The sequence below is a fragment of the Pseudomonas sp. zfem003 genome (assembly GCF_032621675.1).
Classification (GTDB): domain Bacteria; phylum Pseudomonadota; class Gammaproteobacteria; order Pseudomonadales; family Pseudomonadaceae; genus Metapseudomonas; species Metapseudomonas otitidis.
In genome coordinates this window covers 142,740-166,581 of the sequence record NZ_JAVYJG010000008.1, presented here as the reverse complement: position 1 = coordinate 166,581, position 23,842 = coordinate 142,740, and the positions used below count along the sequence as shown (strand labels likewise).

Below are 23,842 nucleotides of genomic sequence, written 5' to 3'. Positions count from 1 at the left end.
AATCTGCTGGGTCTGCGAACAGGGCCCCTCGGGCGGAGGGGCCGGGTACGCGGGGGCGCGGGGCCTGGGCTCAGGCGCCGATCTTGCGGGCGACTTCGGCCATCTGCTCGCGCAGGGCGGGGTCGATTTCCTCGGGCCTGACGTGGGCGAGGATCTTCTTCAGCACGCGCTTCTCGTTGTCGTCGATGACGCCGTCGCGCTCGGCGATGGCCAGCAGGGCGGCCAGTTCGTGCACGTCCAGGCGGCCGTCGTTGGCGAAGCAGTGGATGGAGCGGAAGGACAGCTCCAGGTAGTCACGGGATTCGGCCATGGCGAGGTTCCTCTTGGCGGGTAGGCGGGCCCGGCCCCTTTCGCAAGGCGGGGCGGACCCTCTGCGCGGCGTCGGGCCCCGGGGGTTCCGGGGCCCGCTCGATCAGGCTTCGGCAGCCGGGGCGGCGTCAGCCTTGGGCGCGACGGCCGGGGAGCGGCCGTTGAGCAGGCGGGCAAGCACGTCCTGCACCACGGGGCTCTTGCCCACCACGCCTTCGATGGCCTTGCCGACGGAGAGCGACTTGGCGAAGGAGTTGAAGAAGTCGCCTTCGCCGCCGACGATCTCGATCTTCGCCTTGCCCAGGGCGGTGGCGAGCACCTCGGCCTGGTCCTTGGCGATGTCCTTGTTGGCGGCGATGGCGGCCATGGCTTCCTCGAAGCTCTTCTCCAGCTGCATGCGGAACTCTTCGTGCTGGCGGGCGCTGTCGCTGAGGGCGTCGAGGGCGCTGAACTTCTTGCCCAGGCCTTCGGCCTCGGCGTTGAGGCGCTGCAGGAGGATTTCCGCTTCCGCCGAACCCAGGTCCTTGGTGGCCTTGGCCTTGGCGGCGCCGAGCTGTTCTTCGCCTCGGGCCTGGGCGCCGAGCTTCTCTTCCAGCACCTTGGCTTCGGCGAGACCGTCCTTCTCCTTGGCGGCGGCCTGGGCTTCGAGGATGCGGGCTTCGGCGAGGCCCTTCTCCTGCTCGCCACGGGCTTCGGCGATCAGCTGTTCGGCGCGCACGCGGGCGTCGGCCAGGCCGTCCTTCTCCTTCGCGGTGGCGGTCGCTTCCAGCACGCGGGCATCGGCCAGGCCGGGGGCGGCGCGCTCGGCCTCGATGCCTTCGGCCATGCGTTTCTTGGCTTCGGCCTGCTTGGCGGCAGCTTCCAGTTCGGCCTGGGCGAGGTTGTTGATCTCGACGGCCTTGTGCTTGGAGCGGGTCTCGTCGGCTTCGGCCTGCTTGACCTGGCGCACCAGCTCCTGCTCGGCTTCGGCCTGTGCCTGGAGCACGATGACCTGCTTGGCGCGCTCGGCTTCGGAGACTTCACGCACTTCCTTGATGCGCTCTTCTTCCTGCGCCACGGTCTTCTCGACGGCGACGCGCTCGCGGATCACGTTGGCGATGTTCTTGCGCTGTTCTTCCAGCGCCTTTTCCTTCTCGATGCGCTGCAGCTCGACTTCGCGCTCACGGGCGACCACTTCCAGGTCCTTGGCGCGGGTGACCTTCTCCACCTCGATGACCACGGCGCGCTGGCGGTTCTGCTGGGCCACTTCCACTTCGCGCTGGTGGTTCTCGACGCGGATGTCGATTTCCTGCTGGGCCTGGATGCGGGCCTGCTCGGCCTTGAGGCGTTCCTCTTCCTTGACCTTGGCGGTCTCGGCTTCCTCGCGGGCGCGGATGGTCTCGATCTCGCGCTTCTGCCGTGCCTCGGCGTCGGCCTGCTGGCGTTCGAGGGCCAGGGCGGCTTCGCGGGTCTCGACGTTCTTCTTCTGGATCGCCAGTTCCTGGTTGCGCTCCAGCTCGTTGGTGATGACGTTCTGGTTGGCGGTCAGTTCGGTGATCTTGCGGATGCCTTCCGCGTCGAGGATGTTGCTCGGGTCGAGGGAGTGCTTGGCGGTCTGTTCCAGGTAGTCGATGGCGACGTCTTCCAGCACGTAGCCGTTCAGGTCGTTGCCGATCACTTCGATGATGCGGTCGCGGAAGTCCTGGCGGTTCTCGAACAGTTCGACGAAGTCGAACTGCTTGCCGACGGTCTTCAGCGCTTCGGAGAACTTGGCGTTGAACAGTTCGTTCACCGCGCCCCGGTCGGAGGCGCGGTCGACACCGATGGCCTTGGCCACCTTGAGCACGTCCTGCTGGGTTTCGTTGACGCGCAGGTAGAAGGCGACGGTGATGTCGGCGCGCATGTTGTCACGGCAGATGAGGCCGTCCTTGCCACGGCGGTCCACTTCCAGGGTGATCAGCGAGATGCGCATGAACTCCTTGAGGTGGATGACCGGGTACACCAGGGCGCCGGTGAAGTGCACCTTGGGGGTGGAGGACATGTCGTTGACGATCAGTGCGGTGCCCTGCGGGACCTTGATGTAGAAGGCCTTGAACAGGGCCAGGAGCCCGACGACCACGAGGACGACGAGACCGACGCCGATCAGGATGGGCAGCAGCGAGGCTAGGTTCATTGCAATCATTCTCCTTTGATGCTGAGGCACACCGGGGTCAGAGCCCGCGGAATTCGTCCTCGGTGATGACCCGATAGGCGTGCTGCGCCTCCAGGTATTCCAGTAACACGACACGGTCGCCGCGCTTGAGCCCGAGGGCTTCGTCGGCACGGACCTTGAGGATCAGCCCGGCGCCACCGTCCTCCAGCACGGCTTCGCCCTGCCCGGCGGTGACGCGGCCACTGCGCACCACGGCCGTCTGGCCGATGACGCTGCGGGTGCTGGTGGCCTCGGCCTTGAGGAACAGCGGGCGCAGGGGGCGGCACAGGGTGGAGGCGATGGGCACGGCCAGTACCAGGGCGCCGATCATCACCACCAGGCCAAGCGGGTAGCGCAGCCAGCCGAGGGGCAATTGGCCGAGCAGCCAGAGTTCGACGAAGTAGCTGATGAACCAGCCGAAGAAGAACAGCAGGGTCAGCACCAGGGTGACCGGCACGCCGTTGAGCTTGAGCTTGGACAGCAGGCCGGCGAGGCCTTCGGCGTTGCCGTGGCCTTCGAGCAGGGAGTCGGCCTCGACATCCAGCAGGTCCACCTCCAGCAGGCCGAAGGCGACCACGGTCCAGTAGATGACCGCGATGAGCAGCAGGAAGCTGAACACCACGGTGGGGAACGAGAGGGCGGTGATCAGGAAGAGGTCCATCGTTTCCAGTCCTTGAAACAGGGCGGGCGGGGCCGCGGTCGGGTGGGTCAGCGTTTGTCCCGCAGCCTCGCCAGGACGCTGTCGGCGCTGCTGGGCCCGGTGGCGATGCCGGCGGCCCGCAGGCGCGCTTCCAGGTCGTCGCCGCGCTCGGCACTGGCCAGTTCGTCGGCCGCCTCCAGCCGCGCGGCACGCTCGGCCTGCTGGCGCTTGAGGCGCTCCAGCGAGTCCAGGGCGGTGCCCAGGCGGCTGTGGGTATCGCCCTGGCGCTGGGCCACGGCCTGCTGGGCACGCTGCACGCTTTCGGTGGCCTTGACCGTGTCCACCTGTTGCTTGAGGTGGCGGATGTTGGCCTCGGCCTGGGTCACGGCCTTGCGCAACTGGGCGACCTGCGCGCTGAAGCCTTCGGCCTGGTCGCGCTCGCTCTGGTGCTGCGCTTCCAGCTCGGCGATCTTCTCCGCCACTTCACGGGCCAGGGCCTCGTTGCCGCTTTCCAGGGCCTTGAGGGCATAGCCTTCGTATTCGTCGACCTTGGCCTGGCACTGGGCGGCGCGCTCGTCGGCGAGCTTCTGCCGGGCCATGACGCCGGCCAGGGCTTCGCGGGCCTGGCGCAGGGCCTGGTCGGCGTCGCGGATCTCCTGGTCGAGGATGCGCAGGGCCTGGCTGTCCACCAGGGCGTCGCCGGCTTCGCCGAGGCCGCCACGCAGGGCGTCGATCAGCTTGCTCCATACGTTCATGGGTTTCTCCGGGGTCAGGCCTGGGGCGCCAGGTAGCCTTCGTAGGCTTCCGTGGCGCGGATGACGTTGCTGGCCAGGGTCTCGATCTCGAACACCACGTTGGACAGGATCGAACGGGCGCTCAAGGCGCCGAACATGATGTAGCAACGCTCGCCGCCGGGACGCGTCTCCAGGCCGATGCTGGAGAGCGGAAAGAGCTGGCGGCTGAGCAGGATTTCTTCGTTGAAGCGCGCCACGTCGCGGACTTCGGACTGGGGCCAGAGCAGTGCCTCGACGAGGATCTGCTCGCCGTGCACGGCGAGGAACAGGGGCAGGTCGCCGAACTCGCGCATGGTCACCAGCAGGCTCGGCTCGGCGCCTTCGATCAGTTCCACCTGGGCCTCGCCCTGGCGGAACAGCTCGGTGGCGGCCAGGGCGTCGCACAGCGCGCGGGCGTTCCAGATCTGCGGCATCTCCATCGCATTCTCCTGTTCCAGGTGGACCGGCCCCGGCTGGGGCTGGCGCAGCGTCCGCTCCACCGCGAGCAGCGCGCGGGCGTTCTCGGGGAGGATCCAGACCTCTTTCTTGACCAGCCCCTGGTCACGCAGGCGCTGGCGGAAGAGTCGCTGGTAGTGGGCGGATGATTTCTGCATGGGGTCGGAGCCTAGACCATCACATGTGAGCCCGCAATAGCTCACATGTAATAGGCGAACACAAATTCACACCACCGATTCCCGAGCCGATTAGACCTGCCGATGCCGGCCAGGGACAGCACGGATGTCCCGGGGCGCGACGGGGTTCGCGTTACGCCGGTGGCTGCCAGGGGCGAAGGGATCGTCTAGGCTAGCGCGACCTTTTCCACTGCCCTCCCGGACGACCATGGACACCTCCCGCAAGCCCCTCGCCGGCCTGAAAGTGATCGAACTCGGCACGCTGATCGCCGGCCCCTTCGCCTCCCGCCTGTGCGCCGAGTTCGGTGCCGAGGTGATCAAGGTGGAGTCGCCCGATGGCGGCGACCCGCTGCGCAAGTGGCGCAAGCTCTACGAAGGCACCTCGCTGTGGTGGTTCGTGCAGGCGCGCAACAAGAAGTCCATCACCCTCAACCTCAAGCACGCCGAGGGCCTGGAGGTGCTCAAGCGCCTGCTGGCGGAGGCGGACATCCTCATCGAGAACTTCCGCCCCGGCGTGCTGGAGAAGCTGGGGCTGAGCTGGGAGGTGATCCACGCACTGAATCCGAAGCTGGTGATGGTGCGCCTGTCCGGCTTCGGCCAGACCGGGCCGATGAAGGACCAGCCGGGCTTCGGCGCGGTGGGCGAGTCCATGGGCGGACTGCGCTACATCACCGGCTTCGAGGATCGCCCGCCGGTGCGCACCGGCATCTCCATCGGCGACTCCATCGCCGCGCTGTGGGCGGTGATCGGCGCGCTGATGGCCCTGCGGCACCGGGAGGTGAACGGCGGGCTCGGCCAGGTGGTGGATGTGGCGCTCTACGAGGCGGTGTTCGCGATGATGGAGTCGATGGTCCCGGAGTTCGACGTGTTCGGCTTCATCCGCGAACGCACCGGCAACATCATGCCCGGCATCACCCCCTCCTCCATCCACACCAGCGCGGACGGCCGGCACGTGCAGATCGGCGCCAACGGCGATGCGATCTTCAAGCGCTTCATGCTCGCCATCGGCCGCGAGGACCTGGCCAACGATCCGCAACTGGCCAGCAACGACGGCCGCGATGCGCGCCGCGACGAGCTCTACGGGGTGATCGACCGCTGGGTGGCGGCGCTGCCGCTGGAGCAGGTGCTGGAGACGCTGAACCGTGCCGAGGTGCCGGCCAGCCGCATCTACTCCGCCGAGGACATGTTCAGCGACCCGCAGTTCCTCGCCCGGGAGATGCTGCTGCAGGCCCGCCTGCCGGACGGCCAGCCGTTCCGCATGCCGGGCATCGTGCCCAAGCTCTCGGACACCCCTGGCTCGGCGGACTGGATCGGCCCGGAGCTGGGCCAGCACAACGCCGAGGTGCTCGGCGAGCTGGGCTACGACGCGGCCCGCATCGACGCCCTGCGTGCCGCCGGGGCGATCTGACGCCCCTGCCCTTCCCCTAACGTTCTCTCCGCGCGCCCTGCCCATCGGGGCGCCATCCGCTCCCTCGTACGCCCCCTTCGTCCCCTTCACAAACCCGGGAAACCTTTCGTCCTGCTTGCTCCAGCCGGCCTGGCAAGGGCTGCCCCTGCAGCACCGCCACCGGCACCAACAAGGAAAGGTACGAGCATGGCGAGCAACCCGGACGCGAGCCTCGAGACAGGCACGCCGCATCATGTGTGGAAACTGCTGATCGAACATGAACCCGTGCTGCGCAGACGCTGCCAGCAACTCACCGCCAACCGCCAGGATGCCGAGGACGCCCTCAGCGAACTGCGCCTGCGGCTCTTCACCCTGCTGCTGCGCGAGCCCCAGCGCCTGGAGCGCATCGAGAACCTCCCTGCGTGGTTGCGACGGGTGGCCAGCAACCACTGCATCGACCGGCTGCGCAGCACCCCGAGCACCTGCAGCCTCGACTGGCTGGACCTGCACCCGGCCGACAGCGCCGGCAACGAACCCGAACGCCAGGCCTGCCTGCGGGAGGCGATGGAGACCCTCGGCAAGGCGCTCCACCAACTGCCGCCCAACCTCGGCGATGCACTCTGGCAGCACTGCGTGGACGGCATGGCCTACGGCGAGCTGGCGCGCCACCTGCAGATCAAGGAGCCCAACCTGCGCAAGCGGGTGCAACTGGCCCGCGATCAGCTGAGGCAACAGGTCGGCGGGTTGTGCCAGGGGCTGCAGCCCTGAGGGGCGCCGGAGAGCCCACCTCGCACGCGAGGTGGGCCCAGGTTCAGAAGCTGGCGATGGGGTAGACCGTGCTCAGCGTCCAGAGCCCCGCGACCTGCTTGATGTAGCCCCCGACAGTAAAGGGATTGCCCCCTTCACCGGTGCAGTAGCCCACGGCGCCGATCGAGGGAGCCGACGGGCCGGCAAAGAAGTTGGCATACGGGGGACGTGCAGGGCCACCAGGCGGCGGCGGAGGAACGAATGGGCCGACATCCTTGAAGGGATGGGTATAGGCGTAGCGGATCGAGGCGATCACCTGTACCTGGCTGCAGCTGTCCGGAAAGAAGGTGGACGGAGCAGCCTTGGGCACCATCACACCAGCGGCATTGGCCACCTGAATCCCTCTGCCCAGGTAGCGATAGGGGCCGGGGTGGTTGATGCCAGGCTGGACGATGTAATGCACCCCGGCGGTGATCCGGGCGGCGAAGGGCGCGCCAGGCGCTGCCCCCAACAGTGGGTCATGGCTGTTGGGCCGCGAGTGAAAGCCCGTCGCGACCCCGGCAGCATTGACCTCGCCACAGAAGACGTGGCGCTGGCTGATCTGCGGGTTCAGACGGCTGTTGGCCAAGCCAGCACCGATCTGCACCGGCACCGGGTTGACCCCGGCGGCACCGGCCGAGCAGTCGATCTGGGCGAGGGCCGGGAGGCTGCAGCAGGCAGCCAGCAGGCCGAGCGGCAATGCGTTAACGAAGCGATCCATGGCATTTCTCCTTTACTGGACTGGGCGGAAGGTGCCCAACAGGCAAGACGCAACGCGGCTGCATCCGTGAAGGCCGCACCGGCACCCAGCACGCGACGGCACGGCACTTCACAGCCGCCCCTGCCGGCCGTCAGGGAGACAGACCCGGGCATTCGCCGGGGTCACAACGGAACCAAGGAGAAAAGGACATGACGACTTTCAACGTGAACTTCAATGTGGACGACATGGAAGGCAAGACCGTGCTGGTCTTCCTCAAGCCGCAGAACCCGCAGCGCGACTACCGCGTCCACGCCTGGCAGGTGCTGACCGGCTCGGCCGGTGCCACGGAGTCCTTCGACTACGAGGCGGTGATCGAGACCGACGTGAGCAGCCTCGGCGAGAAGGCCGGCAACCAGATCATCTCCGGGCGCCGCCCCATCCTGCCCGGCCAGCTGCTGCAGGCGGTCAGCCCGAGCGGCCTGTCGCCGCAACTGGAGCCGGCCTCCACGTCGCTGGCGCTGGAGAAACTGACGCCCCAGCAGTGCGGGGTGATCAACAAGACCAACCCCTACACCCAGTTCGACAGCAACTGGTACGTCAACGGCCGCCCGGTGGTGACCATGCCCAAGGTGGACTCGCGCATGACCGTGAGCTTCGAGTACGAGCCCAACTTCTACTTCATGGTCGCCACCCCGCCCATGATCGGGCAGACCTACATCGTGCAGAACTTCTCGGACATGACCCGCTACGTGGCGCCCATCACCGCCACCGAAGTGGACGTGACCCTGACCCGCCCGAGCGGCCTGTGGACCTTCGACTTCATCGCCCGCTGAAGCCCTGGCGCACCCCATGAAGAAGCCCCCGGCGAGTGATCGCCGGGGGCTTCTTGGCATCTGGCATCCTGCGGCATTCACCCGGCATGCCGTGGGATGGCTCGGAACAGCAGGGGCGTGGCGCCGGAGTCCGTAGCACCTGGGGTAGGATCGGGGCCCGACGTCAGCACTGCGCCACCAGGCGCCAGGAGAGGTGAAAAATGGAACGTTTTACCGAGGATCTGGCCCGACTGGATCACTTCGTACTGCGCGCACTGCGCTTCCAGGCCATGGCCCTGGTCTTTCTGATGCTGGGCCTGCTGCCGGGGATCGCAGGCTTCTACATGCTGGAAGGCCTGGACTGGCACGAGGCCACGCTGAACGCCCTCTCCATGCTGGGTTCGGTGGGACTGACCCATACGCCCAGCAGCCTGGCCGGGAAGTACTTCGTTGCGCTGTACGGGCTGTTCCTGGACAGCGTCTTCCTGGTGGCGCTCGGTGTGGTGGTCACCCCGTTCGCCCACCGCCTGCTGCACCGCTGGAACCTGGCCAACGACTGAGCCTGCCATCAACCGTTTCCCGTACCTGAAAAAGGCCGGCTCCCTGAGGGGAGCCGGCCTTTTTCAGGTTGCATCTGTGAACAGCCATCAACCGGCAAAGGGGTGGGGACTGGCCCATGATCAGTGCTCGCACCGTTCGCGGGGCCCGATGGAGAAGGCACATGGAATACACACACAAGATCGACATCGATGCAGACGCCATCCAGCGCCTTGAGAAGCCGAAATACACGATCATCACAGCCAAGAAACCGGGCAGTTCATGCAACCCGGTCTGGTGCGCACCGACGCCCGCGGCGCCGCCCACGTGGATCGACTTCGACGCCGGCTACAGCCTCTACAAGGGTGACAAGACCGGTGAAGGCTTCGCGCCTGTCCACGTAGATGCAGCGAAGCTGGAGCCTTCGCCCCACGAGGCGCTGCCCCTGACGGAGCGGGACAACGCGGGAAAAGACCAGACGGACTGATCCCGGCACCAGAAACTGAAAAGCCCCTGGCGATCGCTCGCCAGGGGCTTTTTCATGGCCGTTCAGCTCAGAGCGGCTTGCCGCGGTTGCCGTGGGCCGCAACGAAGGCCTGGACCTGCTTGAGGTCGTTGGCCAGCACGGTGCAACGCTCTTCGCGCTGGAACAGGTCGGACAGGTGTGCCGGCAGTGCCGGGGCCTGGCCAACGCCGGCCTTCTCCACCGCTTCGGGGAACTTGACCGGGTGTGCGGTGCCCAGGGTGACCATGGGGGTGGACAGGCTGCGGCGGCATTCGCGGGCGGCGCGTACGCCGATGGCGGTGTGCGGGTCCAGCAGCTCGCCGCACTCCTTGTAGACCTCGGCGATGGTCTCGCAGGTCTGCTCGTCGGTCACGGCGAGGGAGTCGAACAGCTTGCGGGCTTCGGTCCAGCGGTCCTGCTCGACGCTGAAGCCGCCACCCTGCTTGAAGGTGTCCATCAACTGGGCGATGGCGGCGCCGTTGCGGCCGTGCAGGTCGAACAGCAGGCGCTCGAAGTTGGACGAGACCATGATGTCCATGGACGGCGACAGGGTCGGGTGCAGGGTTTCCTTGACGTACTGATTGCCGCTCATGAAGCGGTGCAGGATGTCGTTGCGGTTGGTGGCGACGATCAGCTGGCTGATCGGCAGGCCCATGTTGCGCGCCAGGTAGCCGGCGAAGATGTCGCCGAAGTTGCCGGTGGGCACAGAGAAGGCCACGGAACGCGCCGGGCCGCCCAGCTGCAGGGCGGCGTGGAAGTAGTAGACGATCTGGGCCATGATCCGCGCCCAGTTGATCGAGTTCACGGCCACCAGGCGGGTGCCCTTGAGGAAGCCCTGGTCGGCGAAGCTGGCCTTCACCATTTCCTGGCAGTCGTCGAAGTTGCCTTCGATGGCGATGTTGTGGATGTTCTCGCCGAGGATGGTGGTCATCTGCCGACGCTGCACCTCGGACACGCGGTTGTGCGGGTGCATGATGAAGATGTCGACGTTGTCGCAGCGGCGGCAGCCTTCGATGGCAGCCGAGCCGGTGTCGCCGGAGGTGGCGCCCATGATCACCACGCGCTCGCCGCGCTTGGCCAGGACGTAGTCCAGCAGGCGACCGAGCAGTTGCAGAGCGAAGTCCTTGAAGGCCAGGGTCGGGCCGTGGAACAGCTCCAGCACCCACTCGTTGCCGTTGAGCTGGCGCAGCGGCGCGACGGCGTTGTGGGCGAAGACGCCGTAGGTTTCCTCGAGGATCTTCTTGAAGTCGGCGTCCGGGATGCTGCCGGTCACGAAGGGGCGCATCACCTGGAAGGCCAGTTCGTGGTAGGGCAGGCCGGCCCAGGAGGCGATTTCCTCCTGGGTGAAGCGCGGCAGGTTTTCCGGGACGTAGAGGCCGCCGTCGCTGGCGAGGCCGGCCAGCAGGACGTCTTCGAAGTTCAGGGCCGGGGCCTGGCCGCGGGTGCTGATATAGCGCATTTCTTCAAACCTTCGGTTCGAGCCGCCGGCAGCGCGGCGCCCGGCGGCGTCTGAGCACCAGGCGGGCCTGCGCGCGGGCGGCTCCGAGTTAATTGAGCTGTTCGACGCGGATGCGGACTACGCTGCCCACCACGTCGTCGAGGGCTTCCAGTGCGGCGATGGCGTCGTTAACGCGCGCTTCGACGACCCGGTGGGTAACCAGAATCATCGGCACCAGGCCATCCTGCTCTTCGACTTCCTTCTGCATGATGGATTCGATGTTGATGCCACGTTCGGACAGGATGGTGGCCACCTGGGCCAGTACGCCCGGGTGGTCCTTGGCCTGGATGCGCAGGTAGTAGGCGCTCTCGCAGGCTTCGATCGGCAGGATCGGGTGATCGGACAGCGCATCCGGCTGGAAGGCCAGGTGCGGTACGTGGTTCTCCGGGTCGGCGGTCAGGGCGCGGACCACGTCCACCACGTCGGCGACCACGGCAGAGGCGGTGGCCTCCATGCCGGCACCGGCACCGTAGTAGAGGGTGCTGCCGGCAGCGTCGCCGTTGACCATCACGGCGTTCATCACGCCGTTGACGTTGGCGATCAGGCGGTCGGCCGGGATCAGGGTCGGGTGTACGCGCAGCTCGATGCCGCTGCTGGTGCGGCGGGCCACGCCCAGGTGCTTGATGCGGTAGCCCAGGGCTTCGGCGTAGTTGACGTCGGCGCTGGTGAGCTTGGAGATGCCCTCGGTGTAGGCCTTGTCGAACTGCAGCGGGATGCCGAAGGCGATGGACGCGAGGATGGTCAGCTTGTGGGCGGCGTCGATGCCTTCGACGTCGAAGGTCGGGTCGGCTTCAGCATAGCCCAGGGCCTGGGCTTCCTTGAGGACGTCCTCGAAGGCACGGCCCTTCTCGCGCATTTCGGTGAGGATGAAGTTGCCGGTGCCGTTGATGATGCCGGCCAGCCAGTTGATGCGGTTGGCGGCCAGGCCCTCGCGGATCGCCTTGATCACCGGGATGCCACCGGCGACGGCGGCTTCGAAGGCGACGATGACGCCCTTCTCGCGGGCCTTGGCGAAGATCTCGTTGCCGTGTACGGCGATCAGCGCCTTGTTGGCGGTGACCACGTGCTTGCCGTTCTCGATGGCCTTGAGCACCAGGTCGCGGGCCAGGGTGTAGCCCCCGATCAGCTCGATGACGATGTCGATCTCAGGGTTGTTGGCCACGTCGAAGATGTCGGCGGTGATGGGGGTGGCACCGGTTTCGCACTTCGGGTTGGGGCGACGGGCAGCGATCTGGGCAACCTCGATTCCACGCCCGGCACGGCGGGCAATCTCCTCGGCGTTGCGTTTGAGTACGTTGAAAGTGCCGCCACCGACGGTCCCCAGGCCACAGATGCCTACTTTTACCGGCTTCACGCTGAACTCCCCATTTCACTGCGAAAAACGGCCGGCGAATCGCCGGCCGTATAAAAGAACCGCACTTTACGAAGCGCCCGATTGTTGGTCAATCGAGCTGGCGCCCTCGCCTCACTTGGCGTCGAGCGCGAGCTTGGCCAGTTGCGGGGCGGGCTGGTAGCCCGGAATCAGTTGGCCGTTGCCGAGAACGATGGCAGGGGTGCCGTTCACACCGATCATCTGGCCCAGTTCGAACTGCTTGGCCACCGGGTTATCACACTTGGCGGCGGGCACGTCGAGGCGGGACTTGGCCTGGTTCATGGCAGCCTGGCGGTCCTTGCTGCACCAGACGCTGACCAGGGTGTTGTAGCCATGGCTGCCGATGCCCTGGCGCGGGAAGGCGACGTAGCGCACTTCGATGCCGCGACGGTTCAGCTCGGGTACTTCGCTGTGCAGTTTCTGGCAGTAGCCGCAATCGGTGTCGGTGAAGACGGTGATGTGGGCCTTGGCCGGCTGGTCCTTGGGTGCGAAGACCACCATTTCACCGGCGGGAATCGCATTGATTTCCTTGGCGATGGAGCGGCTTTCGGACTGCTCGGTGAGGTTCACCGGCTTGCCGTTCTGCACGTGGTACAGGTAGCCCTGCATCAGGTACTGGCCGTCGGCGCTGGTGTAGAGCATGCGGCCGCCCTTGAGCTGGACCTGGTAGATGCCGTCCAGCGGGCTTTCGCCGATGGATTCGACGGGCAGGCCGAGGTCAAGGCTGGCGAGGGTCTTGCGGATGGCCTGGTCCGGATCGTCGGCAAGGCTGATGGAGCTGACCAGGCCGAGGGCCATGGCCGCGAAAAGGCGGGTCACGCGCATGGTTACTCCTGTGGAGCGGCGACTGTCGGATAGGTGCGAAAGCCTAACACAGAAGGCCTGCCGGGCCGTGCAGAGGAGCCGAACGGTGGCTCGCCGGGGACGGCTGGGCGGTGCTGTGAGGGCTGCGCGGAGCTTGGAGGCGGTGTGGGCGGCCAGGTTCCCTGAAGCAGCCCTCGGAGGATGCAGGCGGCGGCCTTGGGGGGGTGTAGGCAAAAAGCGGGGCGACGCGGAGCGAAGTAGAGCGCCGTGCAAGACGTCCCTGTCGGGGCCACATCGCTCCGTTGAACCCCGGCCCGGCTATCCATGGCCGGTCGTTCTCCGGGGCGACGCATGCGTCGCCTTTTTCCGGCTCACCCCCTCGGGTGGTGGCGGGCGTGGAGGTCCTTGAGGCGGGCCTGGGCGATGTGGGTGTAGATCTGGGTGGTGGACAGGTCGGCGTGGCCGAGCAGCATCTGCACCACCCGCAGGTCGGCACCGTGGTTGAGCAGGTGGGTGGCGAAGGCGTGCCGCAGGGTGTGGGGCGACAGGGGCTTGAGGATGCCGGCCACCTTCGCCTGGTGCTTGATGCGGTGCCAGAAGGTCTGGCGGGTCATCTGCTCGCCGCGCAGGCTGGGGAAGAGTACGTCGCTGGGCTTGCCATCCAGCAGGAAGGGCCGCGCTTCGCGGACGTAGCGCTCGATCCAGGCGATGGCTTCCTCGCCCAGCGGCACCAGGCGCTCCTTGCTGCCCTTGCCGAAGACCTTGACCACGCCCTGGCGCAGGTTCACCTGCTCCAGGGTCAGCCCCACCAGTTCGCTGACCCGCAGACCGCAGGCGTAGAGCACCTCCAGCATGGCGCGGTCACGCAGGCCGATGGGGTCTTCCAGGTCCGGCGCCTCCAGCAGGGCCTCCACATCGGCTTCGGACAGCGACTTGGGCAGCGGCCGGCCCAGCAGCGGCATCTCCACCTGCAGGGTCGGGTCCTCGGCGATCTCGCCCTCGGCCAGCAGGAAGCGGTAGAAGCCTCGCGCGCCGGACAGGAAGCGTGCCGTGGAGCGGGCCTTGTAGCCCTGCTCCAGGCGCCAGGCGAGGTGATCCAACAATACGTCGCGCCCGGCCTCCGCCAGGTTGCAGCCGCGCTCGTGCAGCCAGCCATTGAAATGCGCCAGGTCGCTGCGGTAGGCGGAGCGGGTGTGGGGCGAAAGGCCTTTCTCCAGCCAGAGGGCGTCGAGAAAGCGGTCGATCAGGGGGTGGTCGAGTGCAGGCATGGGGAACGCTGGTGGGATGAACGGCGTCTAGTCTTCCACAAGGTTCCCGCCCCTCACCAGCGACAAGGAGTCCTGATGGACGAAACCCGCATCCTCCTGGCCCTCGGCGGCATCGGCCTGGCCGCGCTGTGCAGCCAGTGGCTGGCCTGGCGCCTGCGCCTGCCGGCGATCCTCTTCCTGTTGCTGTCGGGCATCCTCGCCGGGCCGGTGCTCGGCGTGCTGGACCCGGGCGCGCTGTTCGGCCCCCTGCTCTTCCCGCTAACGTCCCTGGCGGTGGCGCTGATCCTCTTCGAGGGCAGCCTGACGCTGCACCTGTCGGAATGGCGCGAGATCGGCTCGGTGGTCCGCCGCATGGTGACCCTGGGGGCACTGGCGACCTGGGTGGTGATCGCCGTGGCCACGCACCTGCTGCTGGGCTTCTCGTGGGAGCTGGCGGTGCTGTTCGGCTCGCTGACACTGGTAACCGGGCCGACGGTGATCGTGCCGATGCTGCGGGTGGTGCGGCCCAGGGCCTCGGTGGCGAACATCCTGCGCTGGGAAGGCATCGTCATCGACCCCATCGGCGCCCTGGCGGCGGTGGTGACCTTCAGCTTCATCGTCAGCCGCGACCAGGGCGGCTGGAGCCAGAGCCTGGCGACCTTCGCCGGGGTGATCGGCTGCGGCACGCTGCTCGGCGTGCTGGGCGGCTGGGCGCTCGGCGTGGTGCTGCGCCGCCACTGGCTGCCGGAGTACCTGCACAACCTGGCGGCGCTGGCGGCGGTGCTGGGTGTGTTCATCGCCTCCAACCTGCTGGTGCACGAGTCGGGCCTTTTGGCAGTGACGCTGATGGGGATGTGGCTGGCGAACATGCGTGGGGTCGATGTGAAGCCGATCCTGCACTTCAAGGAAAACCTCAGCGTGCTGCTGATCTCGGGGCTGTTCATCCTGCTGGCGGCGCGGCTCGACCTGAAGGCGCTGCTGGCCCTGGGACCGGCCACCCTGGCGCTGCTGGCGGTGATCCAGTTCGTCGCACGGCCGCTGAACATCGGCCTGAGCACCCTGGGCTCGGCTCTGGGCTGGCGCGAGCGGGCGCTGCTGGCGTGGATCGCACCCCGCGGCATCGTGGCAGCGGCGGTGTCCGCCATCTTCGCCCTGCGGCTGCAGGAGCACGGCGACCCGAATGCCCAGTTGCTGGTGCCACTGACCTTCCTGGTGATCATCGGCACGGTGGTGCTGCAGAGCGCCACCGCCCGCCCCCTCGCGCGCCTGCTGGGGGTGGCCGAGCCCGCACCGGCAGGCTTCCTGATCATCGGTGCCAACCCGGTGGCACGGGCGCTGGGCAAGGCGCTGAACCAGCTCGGCAGCCGGGTGCTGCTCACCGATTCCAGTTGGGAGAACATCCGCGCGGCGCGCATGGACGGCCTGCCCACCTACTTCGGCAACCCCACCTCCCAGCATGCCGACGCCCACCTGGACTTGGTGGGGCTCGGGCACCTGCTGGCGCTGTCACCCTCCAGCGAGATGAACGCCCTGGCCTGCATGCGCTTTCGCCACGATTTCGCCGAGCCTCGCCGCTTCACCCTGCCCAGCGGGGCGGACAGCCGGCGCAGCGACAAGCACCGCAGCAGCGAGCAGGTTCGCGGCCGTGAGCTGGGCCTGCCGGCACTCACCTATCCACAGTTCGCCAGCCGCCTCGGCCGTGGGGCGGAGATCCGCATCACCACGCTGACGGAGGCCTTCGACTGGGCGGCCTACCAGGCGTTCCACGGGAACCGTGCGACCTTGCTGCTGGCCCGTGACACCCGGGGCTGGGTGCACATCGCCGGGCCTTCGCAGGCGCTGGAACCCCAGCCGGGCTGGAGCCTGGTGGCCCTGGTGGATGCCGACACTGTCAGCGACGCGGAGTCATAGACCGATGGCGATGTAAGCCTATCCTTCGTTGGGTGACAGCCTCTTCCCACAAGAGGATGATTCTACCTTGCCACTATCCCTGCCCTGGTCCTGCCCCCATGTCCAACCATCAGAACTCGCGTCTTGGCCAGATCCTGGTCAACAAGGGACTGATCACCACCCAGCAGCTGGATGCTGCCATCAAGGTTCAGCTCACCAGCGACAAACGCCTGGGTGAGGTGCTCATCGAGCAGGGCCTGCTCAGCAAGCGGCAACTGGAGAAGGCGCTCAAGCGCCAGAGCAACCTGCGACTGGCGGCGACACTGGTGGCGGCGCTGCTGAGCCCGTTCCAGATGATCAGCGCCCAGGCCCAGCAACTGCCCAGCGCCATGAGCCAGGACTACGTGCCGCCCGGCATGCAGCCGCTGAGCGAAGCGGAGATGAGCAGCGTGAGTGCCCAGGGCCTGGACGATGTGCTGCAGGGGCTGTTCGTGCAGGCGGAGGCAGGCGACGGCATCGCCACGGTGCAGAGCCTGGCGCGCCTGGTGATGCCGGTGCTGAACAGCCTGGAGGCGGAAACTTCGATGAAGGGCGTGGTCTACGACACCTCGCGGCTGACCTCGACGATGAACGCCGACGGTTCCATCAACGTGCGCCTGCCCAGCTCCATCGGCGAGCTGCGCTTCGACAACATCCGCGTGGCCGGCAGCGGCCCGAACGCCGGGAGCTTCGGCAGCCTGACGCTGCACGACATCGACCTCTCCCAGGCGTCCCTGAAAATCGCCATGCGCCCCTGAAGGCAGCCCGCCGACTCAGTCGGCGGGGATTGCCGCTTCCGGCAGCACAGGCACCGGGCGCTTGTCGTCGTCGATGGCGACGAAGCTGAACGCGCCGCTGATGGCGCGCTCGCGCCCGGCCTCGTACATCCCTTCGACGAACACCTCGACCTCCACCTTGAGGCTGGTGTTGCCCACCTTCACCACACGCCCGATCAGCTCGACGATGGAGCCGGCCGGTATCGGGTGCTTGAAGTCGATGCGGTCGGTGGAAACCGTCACCAGCGGCAGCCGGCAGAAGCGGGTGGCGCAGATGAAGGACACCTCGTCCATCCAGGCCAGCGCGGTGCCGCCGAACAGGGTGTTGTGGTGGTTGGTGGTCGGCGGGAACACCGCCTTGGTCACACGGCTCTCGGACAAGGCGATGCGCCGTTCTATCTCTCGTTCTCTCGGGGTCATGCCACGACTACCTCGGTGAATCCCACTGTGGCGGCCACGTTTCGGTGACGGCTGGGCTTGCATGTGCACCCTGCGGTATACGCAGGGCCTCCACGCGCCTGTCGATCATCGGCAGGAGCGCTCTCCCCACGACCAGGCCGGGGGGCGCGGATTATTCCACAGCCACCGCCTCGACGATGGGGTGAGGAGCCGACGACGGGATACCCCTCCCTTGAGAAGGTCAGGTTCCGGCAACTGACAACGGTCTTTCCCGAAATCCGGCCCTGTATCAGCCGGGTCTCTCGCCCCTTGCAGGCACTTGCGCCGGACATGCTCGGAATAACCAGAATTTCCGACTTCAGGTAAGTAACGTCCGATCAAAAAGCGGGAAAAACCTGAAACATGCTCATTCCCCCTCCCCCTGCATAGGCCCGACCGGGGCACTGGGATATTTTCTCTGCGCGGCGCCCAGGGTCTGCAATCCAGACCGCCCGCCACCATTAGGAAACGACCATGTGCCTCCGTCTGCTCAAGCCCCTCGTGCTTCTCGCACTCACCGTGCCCCTGCTGGCGCAAGCCGCCTCCCAGTCGATTCCCCTCGGTGCCCGTCCCCTTGCACTGGAAGAGGACATCACCCTGGAGCCCGAGGAACGGGCCTGGCTCGCCCAGCGCGGTGAGCTGCGGCTGGCCATTGCGGACGACCTGCCCCCCTTCGACATCACGTCCAGCGGCCGCGACTTCGAGGGCATCACTGCCGACGTCGCCGGCCTGCTGTCGCGCCAGTTGCAGGTGCCCGTCCGTGTCGAACGCTACCCCAGTCGGAGCGCAGCCTTGCGCGCAGTGAGCAGTGGAGAGGCCGACCTGCTCAGTGCGTCCAACGACTTCGAAGGCCGCGAGCAGGCACTGGCCTTGAGCCTTCCCTATGCCCCCGACCAGCCCAGCCTGGTCGCCCGGCAACAGGACAAGCGCGACTGGCCCCGGGACCTGGACAGCCTGCGCATCGCCATCGTCGGCAACTACCTGCCCCTGGACATGGTGCAGAACCGCTATCCGGACGCCATCCTGACGCTCTACCCCTCCACCAGCGCGGCCCTCAACTCGGTGGTCGACGGCGACAACGACCTGTACCTGGGGGACCTGATCAGCGCGAACTACCAGATCAACCAAGTCTATGACGACCACCTGCACATCGTCCGCCTGGCAGACCTGAAGGCCAGCGGCATCAGCTTCGCCAGCGCACGCGGCAACACCCGCCTGCTGGCGCTGGTGAACAAGGTCCTGCAGCGCTTGCCAACGGGCAACCGCACGCCGCTGATCAAGCGCTGGAGCGGCGGCGCCAGCCCGAGCCTGCTGGACCCGGAACTGCCGTTCACCGAAGAGGAGCGCGCCTGGCTGGCGGCGCATCCGGTCATACGCGTCGCCACCTACGGCAACTACGCGCCGGTGTCGTTCTTCGACAATGAGGGCAACTACCACGGCATCACGGCCGACATCCTCGACCAGATCCGCATCCGCACCGGCCTGCGCTTCGAGATCGTCCGCACTCCCCAGCCCGAAGACATGATGAATGCCGTGCTGAACGGCGAAGCCGACATCGTCGGCGCTGACGGCATAGCCCGCATCCGCCAGCGCGACATGGCCTATTCGCGCCCCTACATGCACGTGCCGTTCGCCACCATCACCCTCAACGACGCGAAGTCCCCGTCCCGACTCAGCGAGTTGCACGGCCAGCGCCTGGCGGTGATCCGCGGCTACTTCCTCAACGACTACATCCGCAGCCGCTACCCCGGTATTCGCCTGGTGGAGACCAGCTCGCTGCTGGACTGCCTGGTGGCCGTCGCCAACGGCGAGGCGGAGGGCGCCGTGATGTCCACCATCGTCGCCGAGTACTACATCCGCCGGATGTTCCCGGAGCAGCTGCGCATCTCCGAACTCATCGACGTGCCCCAGGAAAGCATCGCCTTCGCCATGCGCAAGGAAGACACCCTGCTGCAGTCCATCCTCGACAAGGCAACCGCTGCCATCCCGCCGGATGAGCTGGCGGTACTGGTCAAGCAACGATGGCGTTCGAACGTCGAGATCAGCGGCACGCGCACCACGGTGAACCGTGAGCTGATCATGCAGATCCTCTCCATTTCGGGGCTCCTGCTGCTGGTGTCGCTGGGCTGGATCCTCTACCTCAGGCGCCAGATCGGCCGCCGGAAGAAAGCCGAGCAAGCCCTCAACGACCAGTTCCACCTGATGGAGGCACTGGTCAACGGTACGCCGCACCCGATCTACGTTCGCGATCGCGATGGCCGCCTGCTGATGTGCAACGACAACTACCTGCAGGCCCTGGCCCTCCGGCGCGAGGACGTGATCGGGCAACCGCCGCCCGCCGCCAAGCTGGGCAGCGAGGGGCAGCGCCAGACGCTGCTGGACGACTACCGCAAGGTGACCGAGTCCGGTGTGCCGTTGCGCTGCGACCGGGAGCTGTACAGCCAGGCCGGCCCCCTCAGCATCTATCACTGGATCGAGCCGTACCGGGACTTCCGTGGCGAGATCAAGGGCGTGGTCAGCGGCTGGATCGACATCAGCGAGCGCCTGCAACTGGTGGAGGACCTGCAGGCCGCCAAGGAGCGGGCCGATGACGCCAACCGGGCCAAGAGCACCTTCCTGGCCACCATGAGCCACGAGATCCGCACGCCGATGAACGCCGTGATCGGCATGCTGGAACTGGCCCTCGAACGGGCCGACCAGGGCCAGTGGGACCGCGCCGCCATCGAGATCGCCCACGGCTCCGCGCGGGACCTCCTGGAGCTCATCGGCAACATCCTCGACATCGCCCGCATCGAGTCGGGGCGTCTCAGCCTGTCTCCGGTGCGCAGCAACCTGCGGGAGCAGGCGGAAGCGGTGATCCGGGTGTTCGACGGCCTGGCCCGGCAGAAGAACCTGCGACTGACCCTGGAGTTCGACCACCGCGCGGGTGGTGACGTGCTGGTCGACCCGGTGCGCTTCCGCCAAATCCTCACGAACCTGGTGGGCAACGCCATCAAGTTCACCGACGCCGGCGGGGTCTCCATCGACATCCAGGCACAACCGCGCCCGGACAAGCGCCTGGGCATCCTGCTCAAGGTCGAGGACAGTGGCCGCGGCATCTCCGACGAGGACCAGGCACAGCTGTTCCAAGCCTTCAGCCAGGGCAGCGTAGGCGCCGACGAGGCACGCCGGGGCACCGGCCTGGGCCTGGTGATCTGTCGCGTGCTTTGCGAAATGATGGGCGGCACCATCCGCCTCGAAAGCGAACTGGGCCGGGGCACCTGCATCTGGGTGGAGCTGGACCTGCTGGAGCTGGACCCGCTCCCCCGCCACGCCCGCCAGGAGGAAGAAGACGCCCCCGTGGCACGGCAGGTGCCGCTGGACGTGCTGGTGGTGGACGACAACCCCGCGAACCGCGAACTGCTCAAGCAGCAGCTGACCTTCCTCGGCCACCGCGTCACCGAGGCGGTGGACGGCCGCGATGGGCTGGACCACTGGAGCAAGGGCCACTTCGACCTGGTGATCAGCGACTGCAACATGCCGGTGATGAACGGCTACGCCCTGGCCCGCGCCGTGCGGGAGGAAGAAGCCCGCCGGGAAAGCGGACGGGTACACTTCATCGGCTACACCGCCAACGCCCAGAGCGAGGAACACGAGCGCTGCCGCAAGGCGGGCATGGACGCCTGCCTGTTCAAACCCATCAGCCTGCGTCAACTGGCCCGGCAGCTGGCCACCCTGCAGCCCTCACAGGCGCTGGAGCCCATTGAGATGCCGGAGCTTCCGGCACTGCCGGCGACGCACCCGGAGGGCCTCTTCGGCATGAAGGAATTCCTGCAACTGGCCGGCAGCGACCCGGCACTGCGCCAGCGCCTGCTGGACACCCTGCTGACTGCCAATCGCGAGGACCTCGATCAGTTGCATCGCAGCCTGGGTGAGAAAGACTGGGAGGAAGTCGCCGCAGCTGCCCACAAGATCAAGGGCGCCGCGCGGATCGTCCATGCACAGCCCCTGGTCAGCTGTTGCGAGGCCCTGGAAGAAGCCTGGGAAGGTCGGCAGCCCGAGGACGTGATGGAGCAGCTCGCCCACGACGTCACCCAGGAAGTCGAACGCCTGGAGCAGGCACTGCTGGAGTTCTGCGCCGAGCCGGTATGAGCCCCGCCCCAACGGCGTGCCGATGGCCGCCTCGGGGGTGGCTCCCTACCAACCCGGCCCGCCGGCGTGACGAGCGCCGGCGGTCAACCGCCTACAACCATGCAAACAACGCCAGATGACGATAAGGCTCGTTTGCTACGACAAGAGCCAACCCCCGACTTCCACTGCCACTTCCTCAAAAGCTCGAACCCCCTGCCTACCCGAGTGCCTGCATATCGCTTTCTGCAGGGCAACAAAAAGCCCGCCGCGGTTTCCCGGGGCGGGCCTTTTGTTGTGGAAGCGGGTCTTAGACCAGCTTCTCCTTGATGCGAGCAGCCTTGCCGGACAGGTCGCGGAGGTAGTACAGCTTGGCCTTGCGCACGTCGCCGCGGCGCTTGACGGTCAGGCTGTCGACCAGGGGGGAGTAGGTCTGGAAGGTACGCTCAACGCCAACGCCGTTGGAGATCTTGCGTACGGTGAAGGCGCTGTTCAGGCCGCGGTTACGCTTGCCGATGACCACACCTTCGAAGGCCTGCAGACGGGAACGCTCGCCTTCCTTCACTTTCACTTGCACAATCACGGTGTCGCCAGGGGCGAACGCCGGGATCTCTTTGTTCATTTGTTCAGCTTCGATCTGCTGAATGATCTTGTTGGTCATCGCTGTGCTCCTAAGACAGGCCTTTCGGGCGTGCCATCGATACGTTAACTATCGTCCCGCTGGCGGATGTACTCCTCCAGCAGCTTTTTCTCTTCTCCAGAAAGCGAGCGGCAATCCAGAAGATCGGCCCGACGTTCCCAGGTGCGCCCAAGCGCCTGCTGCAAACGCCATCGCCGGATGTGTTCGTGGTTGCCGCTGAGCAGCACTTCAGGAACACGCTTATCCGCGTACACCTCAGGTCGGGTGTAGTGAGGACAATCGAGCAGGCCGTCCGTGAACGAGTCCTCCTCGGCGGAGTCCGCGTGGCCCAGCGCGCCGGGCAGCAATCGCGTTACCGCGTCGATCAGCACCATGGCCGGCAGCTCACCGCCGGACAGGACGTAATCGCCAATCGACCATTCCTCGTCGACATGCGTCTCGATGAAACGCTCGTCAATGCCTTCGTAGCGACCGGCGATGAGGATGAGGGCTTCCTCCTGCGCCAGTTCGCGCACGGCCGCCTGCTTCAGCTGGCGCCCCTGCGGCGAAAGGTAGATCACCTTCGCCCGATCTCCCGCTGCGGCCTTGGCGGCTGCCAGTGCCCGTTCCAGCGGTTCGATCTTCATCACCATCCCGGGTCCACCACCGAAAGGCCGATCATCCACCGTCTGGTGGCGATCCTCGGTGAAGCTCCGTGGGTTCCAGCAATTGAGCTTCAGGAGCCCTTGCTTGACCGCGCGGCTGGTGATGCCGTACTCGCTGATGGCGGCGAACATCTCCGGGAAGATGCTGATGACTTCGACCTGCATGCTTTTCATGTCATGCGGCTCAGAAGTCGGCGTCCCAGTCCACCCTCATTTCACCCGCATCCAGGTCGATCGCTTGCACGCATTGCTCCGTGTAGGGCAACAGGCGTTCGCGGTCATCCAGGCTGCCGGTGCAGGGCTTGACCACCATCACGTCGTTGGCGCCGGTCTCCAGCAGATGATCGACCTTGCCGAGCAGCTGCCCGTCCTGGTTGATCACGGAGAGACCTTCCAACTGGTGCCAGTAGAACTCGTCTTCCTCAAGTTCAGGCAGCTCGCTTTCGGGAACACGGATTTCAAAACCCGCGTAGGTCCTGGCAACATCGCGGTCGTCCAGCCCTTTCAGCTTCACTACCAGGAACTTGCCTTGGACACGTCCGCTGGCAACTTCGACTTGCTTGACCTCGCCGTCACGCGTGAGCGTCCAGCGGGGGTAATCGAGCACGTTATCCAGTGGATCCGTGAAGGAATACACCTTCACCTCGCCACGTACGCCGTGCACCGAGAAAATCTTGCCGAGAACGATCAGTTCATCGGCGGCGGCCGGCGTCGCGCTCATGGGAGTTGCTTAGGCAGCAGCCTTGGCAGCTTCCTTCAGCAGCTGAGCAACGCGCTCAGACGGCTGGGCGCCTTGGCTCAGCCAGTAGCTGACGCGCTCCTGGTTGACGGACAGCTTGACTTCGGAACCCTGGGCAACCGGGTTGAAGAAACCGATGCGCTCAACAAAGCGGCCATCGCGCGCGTTGCGGCTGTTGGTCACGGTCAGGTGGTAGAAGGGGCGCTTCTTGGAGCCGCCACGGGCAAGACGGATGGTTACCATTGAACTTCGTTCCTGTAGGTCGGTGCTTTTCAAGCGTGTGTGCACACATGGGCCATGGGCCCGAAAGGCCGCATATTCTAAGGATTATCCGGCCGAATGCAAATCTGTTTGTACGCGCCACCTGTCGGTGGCCCCGAAAGCCGCGCCCCGGGCG

Annotated in this window: 23 protein-coding genes; 8 read left to right on the top strand and 15 right to left on the bottom strand. The window is 66.5% G+C overall.

The features are described from left to right. Positions 1–70: 70 nt before the first annotated feature. The 5 genes from RTK35_RS20225 to RTK35_RS20205 all read right to left on the bottom strand — a co-directional run bounded on the left by RTK35_RS20225 (position 71) and on the right by RTK35_RS20205 (position 4,506). On the bottom strand, positions 71–310 hold the full coding sequence (locus RTK35_RS20225) for a hypothetical protein (RefSeq protein WP_044405865.1): 240 nt from the start codon (positions 308–310) through the stop codon (positions 71–73). A 102-nt stretch (positions 311–412) separates the two neighbouring features. Continuing rightward, positions 413–2,461, bottom strand: a complete 2,049-nt coding sequence (locus RTK35_RS20220; RefSeq protein ID WP_316908820.1) for a flotillin family protein — start codon at positions 2,459–2,461, stop codon at positions 413–415. A gap of 37 nt (positions 2,462–2,498) precedes the next feature. Further along, positions 2,499–3,140 (bottom strand): OB-fold-containig protein, encoded by a 642-nt coding sequence (locus tag RTK35_RS20215; protein WP_044405869.1) that lies wholly within the window; start codon positions 3,138–3,140, stop codon positions 2,499–2,501. Between the two features lie 47 nt (positions 3,141–3,187). Beyond that, positions 3,188–3,874, bottom strand: coding sequence for a PspA/IM30 family protein (locus tag RTK35_RS20210; RefSeq protein ID WP_301153156.1), 687 nt, complete (start codon positions 3,872–3,874; stop codon positions 3,188–3,190). 14 nt (positions 3,875–3,888) lie between these two features. Continuing rightward, a complete protein-coding gene (locus tag RTK35_RS20205; RefSeq protein WP_044405874.1) occupies positions 3,889–4,506 on the bottom strand; it encodes a YjfI family protein in 618 nt (205 codons plus the stop codon). A gap of 226 nt (positions 4,507–4,732) precedes the next feature. Here RTK35_RS20205 and RTK35_RS20200 point away from each other — a divergent pair, with 226 nt between their 5' ends. After that, the gene (locus RTK35_RS20200) at positions 4,733–5,932 is read left to right on the top strand and encodes a CaiB/BaiF CoA transferase family protein (RefSeq protein ID WP_069559275.1); all 1,200 of its coding nucleotides are present in this window, start codon (positions 4,733–4,735) and stop codon (positions 5,930–5,932) included. Positions 5,933–6,118: 186 nt separating this feature from the next. Beyond that, on the top strand, positions 6,119–6,679 hold the full coding sequence (locus RTK35_RS20195) for an RNA polymerase sigma factor (RefSeq protein ID WP_172434529.1): 561 nt from the start codon (positions 6,119–6,121) through the stop codon (positions 6,677–6,679). Positions 6,680–6,722: 43 nt separating this feature from the next. Here the strand turns inward: RTK35_RS20195 and RTK35_RS20190 are convergent, their stop codons facing one another. Continuing rightward, entirely contained in the window at positions 6,723–7,418 is a 696-nt protein-coding gene (locus tag RTK35_RS20190; RefSeq protein ID WP_308724814.1) for an EndoU domain-containing protein, read from the bottom strand. Between the two features lie 188 nt (positions 7,419–7,606). On the opposite strand from RTK35_RS20190, the gene RTK35_RS20185 reads away from it, so the two are divergent. The 3 genes from RTK35_RS20185 to RTK35_RS20175 all read left to right on the top strand — a co-directional run bounded on the left by RTK35_RS20185 (position 7,607) and on the right by RTK35_RS20175 (position 9,233). After that, positions 7,607–8,230, top strand: a complete 624-nt coding sequence (locus RTK35_RS20185; RefSeq protein ID WP_044405879.1) for a hypothetical protein — start codon at positions 7,607–7,609, stop codon at positions 8,228–8,230. 200 nt (positions 8,231–8,430) lie between these two features. After that, on the top strand, positions 8,431–8,769 hold the full coding sequence (locus tag RTK35_RS20180) for a hypothetical protein (protein ID WP_160481955.1): 339 nt from the start codon (positions 8,431–8,433) through the stop codon (positions 8,767–8,769). 161 nt (positions 8,770–8,930) lie between these two features. Beyond that, complete coding sequence (locus RTK35_RS20175) at positions 8,931–9,233, top strand: hypothetical protein (protein WP_316908819.1); 303 nt, start codon at positions 8,931–8,933, stop codon at positions 9,231–9,233. Between the two features lie 67 nt (positions 9,234–9,300). Here RTK35_RS20175 and thrC read toward each other — a convergent pair whose 3' ends face one another. The 4 genes from thrC to xerD form a co-directional block, all read right to left on the bottom strand. Further along, positions 9,301–10,710 (bottom strand): threonine synthase, encoded by a 1,410-nt coding sequence (thrC, locus tag RTK35_RS20170; protein ID WP_074970934.1) that lies wholly within the window; start codon positions 10,708–10,710, stop codon positions 9,301–9,303. An 88-nt stretch (positions 10,711–10,798) separates the two neighbouring features. Then, positions 10,799–12,103, bottom strand: coding sequence for a homoserine dehydrogenase (locus RTK35_RS20165; protein WP_044405888.1), 1,305 nt, complete (start codon positions 12,101–12,103; stop codon positions 10,799–10,801). A gap of 111 nt (positions 12,104–12,214) precedes the next feature. Continuing rightward, complete coding sequence (locus tag RTK35_RS20160; RefSeq protein WP_074970932.1) at positions 12,215–12,946, bottom strand: disulfide isomerase DsbC N-terminal domain-containing protein; 732 nt, start codon at positions 12,944–12,946, stop codon at positions 12,215–12,217. 350 nt (positions 12,947–13,296) lie between these two features. Beyond that, entirely contained in the window at positions 13,297–14,193 is an 897-nt protein-coding gene (gene xerD, locus RTK35_RS20155; protein ID WP_044405893.1) for a site-specific tyrosine recombinase XerD, read from the bottom strand. 75 nt (positions 14,194–14,268) lie between these two features. On the opposite strand from xerD, the gene RTK35_RS20150 reads away from it, so the two are divergent. Beyond that, the gene (locus RTK35_RS20150) at positions 14,269–16,083 is read left to right on the top strand and encodes a sodium:proton antiporter (protein WP_316908818.1); all 1,815 of its coding nucleotides are present in this window, start codon (positions 14,269–14,271) and stop codon (positions 16,081–16,083) included. Between the two features lie 98 nt (positions 16,084–16,181). After that, complete coding sequence (locus RTK35_RS20145; RefSeq protein WP_044405897.1) at positions 16,182–16,859, top strand: hypothetical protein; 678 nt, start codon at positions 16,182–16,184, stop codon at positions 16,857–16,859. 15 nt (positions 16,860–16,874) lie between these two features. Here the strand turns inward: RTK35_RS20145 and RTK35_RS20140 are convergent, their stop codons facing one another. Then, positions 16,875–17,297, bottom strand: a complete 423-nt coding sequence (locus RTK35_RS20140) for an acyl-CoA thioesterase (protein WP_074970929.1) — start codon at positions 17,295–17,297, stop codon at positions 16,875–16,877. A 492-nt stretch (positions 17,298–17,789) separates the two neighbouring features. Between RTK35_RS20140 and RTK35_RS20135 the strand changes: the two genes are divergently transcribed. Next, positions 17,790–21,446, top strand: coding sequence for a transporter substrate-binding domain-containing protein (locus tag RTK35_RS20135; protein WP_316908817.1), 3,657 nt, complete (start codon positions 17,790–17,792; stop codon positions 21,444–21,446). Positions 21,447–21,732: 286 nt separating this feature from the next. Here RTK35_RS20135 and rplS read toward each other — a convergent pair whose 3' ends face one another. Genes rplS through rpsP form a run of 4 tightly spaced genes read right to left on the bottom strand, consistent with a single transcriptional unit; the run spans position 21,733 to position 23,688 of the window. Further along, a complete protein-coding gene (rplS, locus tag RTK35_RS20130) occupies positions 21,733–22,083 on the bottom strand; it encodes a 50S ribosomal protein L19 (RefSeq protein WP_044405904.1) in 351 nt (116 codons plus the stop codon). A gap of 44 nt (positions 22,084–22,127) precedes the next feature. After that, complete coding sequence (gene trmD, locus RTK35_RS20125; RefSeq protein ID WP_044405907.1) at positions 22,128–22,880, bottom strand: tRNA (guanosine(37)-N1)-methyltransferase TrmD; 753 nt, start codon at positions 22,878–22,880, stop codon at positions 22,128–22,130. Positions 22,881–22,890: 10 nt separating this feature from the next. Then, positions 22,891–23,427, bottom strand: a complete 537-nt coding sequence (rimM, locus tag RTK35_RS20120; RefSeq protein ID WP_044405908.1) for a ribosome maturation factor RimM — start codon at positions 23,425–23,427, stop codon at positions 22,891–22,893. Between the two features lie 9 nt (positions 23,428–23,436). Next, entirely contained in the window at positions 23,437–23,688 is a 252-nt protein-coding gene (rpsP, locus tag RTK35_RS20115) for a 30S ribosomal protein S16 (protein WP_044405910.1), read from the bottom strand. Positions 23,689–23,842 lie beyond the last annotated feature (154 nt).

Bases quoted from the DNA above. Each gene is read 5' to 3' on its own strand.
- trmD (WP_044405907.1), bottom strand. From the start codon at position 22,880: ATGAAAAGCATGCAGGTCGAAGTCATCAGCATCTTCCCGGAGATGTTC.
- RTK35_RS20135 (WP_316908817.1), top strand. From the start codon at position 17,790: ATGTGCCTCCGTCTGCTCAAGCCCCTCGTGCTTCTCGCACTCACCGTG.
- RTK35_RS20145 (WP_044405897.1), top strand. From the start codon at position 16,182: ATGTCCAACCATCAGAACTCGCGTCTTGGCCAGATCCTGGTCAACAAG.
- rplS (WP_044405904.1), bottom strand. From the start codon at position 22,083: ATGACCAACAAGATCATTCAGCAGATCGAAGCTGAACAAATGAACAAA.
- rimM (WP_044405908.1), bottom strand. From the start codon at position 23,427: ATGAGCGCGACGCCGGCCGCCGCCGATGAACTGATCGTTCTCGGCAAG.
- RTK35_RS20175 (WP_316908819.1), top strand. From the start codon at position 8,931: ATGGAATACACACACAAGATCGACATCGATGCAGACGCCATCCAGCGC.
- RTK35_RS20150 (WP_316908818.1), top strand. From the start codon at position 14,269: ATGGACGAAACCCGCATCCTCCTGGCCCTCGGCGGCATCGGCCTGGCC.
- RTK35_RS20190 (WP_308724814.1), bottom strand. From the start codon at position 7,418: ATGGATCGCTTCGTTAACGCATTGCCGCTCGGCCTGCTGGCTGCCTGC.
- RTK35_RS20215 (WP_044405869.1), bottom strand. From the start codon at position 3,140: ATGGACCTCTTCCTGATCACCGCCCTCTCGTTCCCCACCGTGGTGTTC.
- thrC (WP_074970934.1), bottom strand. From the start codon at position 10,710: ATGCGCTATATCAGCACCCGCGGCCAGGCCCCGGCCCTGAACTTCGAA.
- RTK35_RS20195 (WP_172434529.1), top strand. From the start codon at position 6,119: ATGGCGAGCAACCCGGACGCGAGCCTCGAGACAGGCACGCCGCATCAT.
- RTK35_RS20225 (WP_044405865.1), bottom strand. From the start codon at position 310: ATGGCCGAATCCCGTGACTACCTGGAGCTGTCCTTCCGCTCCATCCAC.
- rpsP (WP_044405910.1), bottom strand. From the start codon at position 23,688: ATGGTAACCATCCGTCTTGCCCGTGGCGGCTCCAAGAAGCGCCCCTTC.
- RTK35_RS20140 (WP_074970929.1), bottom strand. From the start codon at position 17,297: ATGACCCCGAGAGAACGAGAGATAGAACGGCGCATCGCCTTGTCCGAG.
- xerD (WP_044405893.1), bottom strand. From the start codon at position 14,193: ATGCCTGCACTCGACCACCCCCTGATCGACCGCTTTCTCGACGCCCTC.
- RTK35_RS20185 (WP_044405879.1), top strand. From the start codon at position 7,607: ATGACGACTTTCAACGTGAACTTCAATGTGGACGACATGGAAGGCAAG.
- RTK35_RS20180 (WP_160481955.1), top strand. From the start codon at position 8,431: ATGGAACGTTTTACCGAGGATCTGGCCCGACTGGATCACTTCGTACTG.
- RTK35_RS20205 (WP_044405874.1), bottom strand. From the start codon at position 4,506: ATGCAGAAATCATCCGCCCACTACCAGCGACTCTTCCGCCAGCGCCTG.
- RTK35_RS20220 (WP_316908820.1), bottom strand. From the start codon at position 2,461: ATGAACCTAGCCTCGCTGCTGCCCATCCTGATCGGCGTCGGTCTCGTC.
- RTK35_RS20210 (WP_301153156.1), bottom strand. From the start codon at position 3,874: ATGAACGTATGGAGCAAGCTGATCGACGCCCTGCGTGGCGGCCTCGGC.
- RTK35_RS20200 (WP_069559275.1), top strand. From the start codon at position 4,733: ATGGACACCTCCCGCAAGCCCCTCGCCGGCCTGAAAGTGATCGAACTC.
- RTK35_RS20160 (WP_074970932.1), bottom strand. From the start codon at position 12,946: ATGCGCGTGACCCGCCTTTTCGCGGCCATGGCCCTCGGCCTGGTCAGC.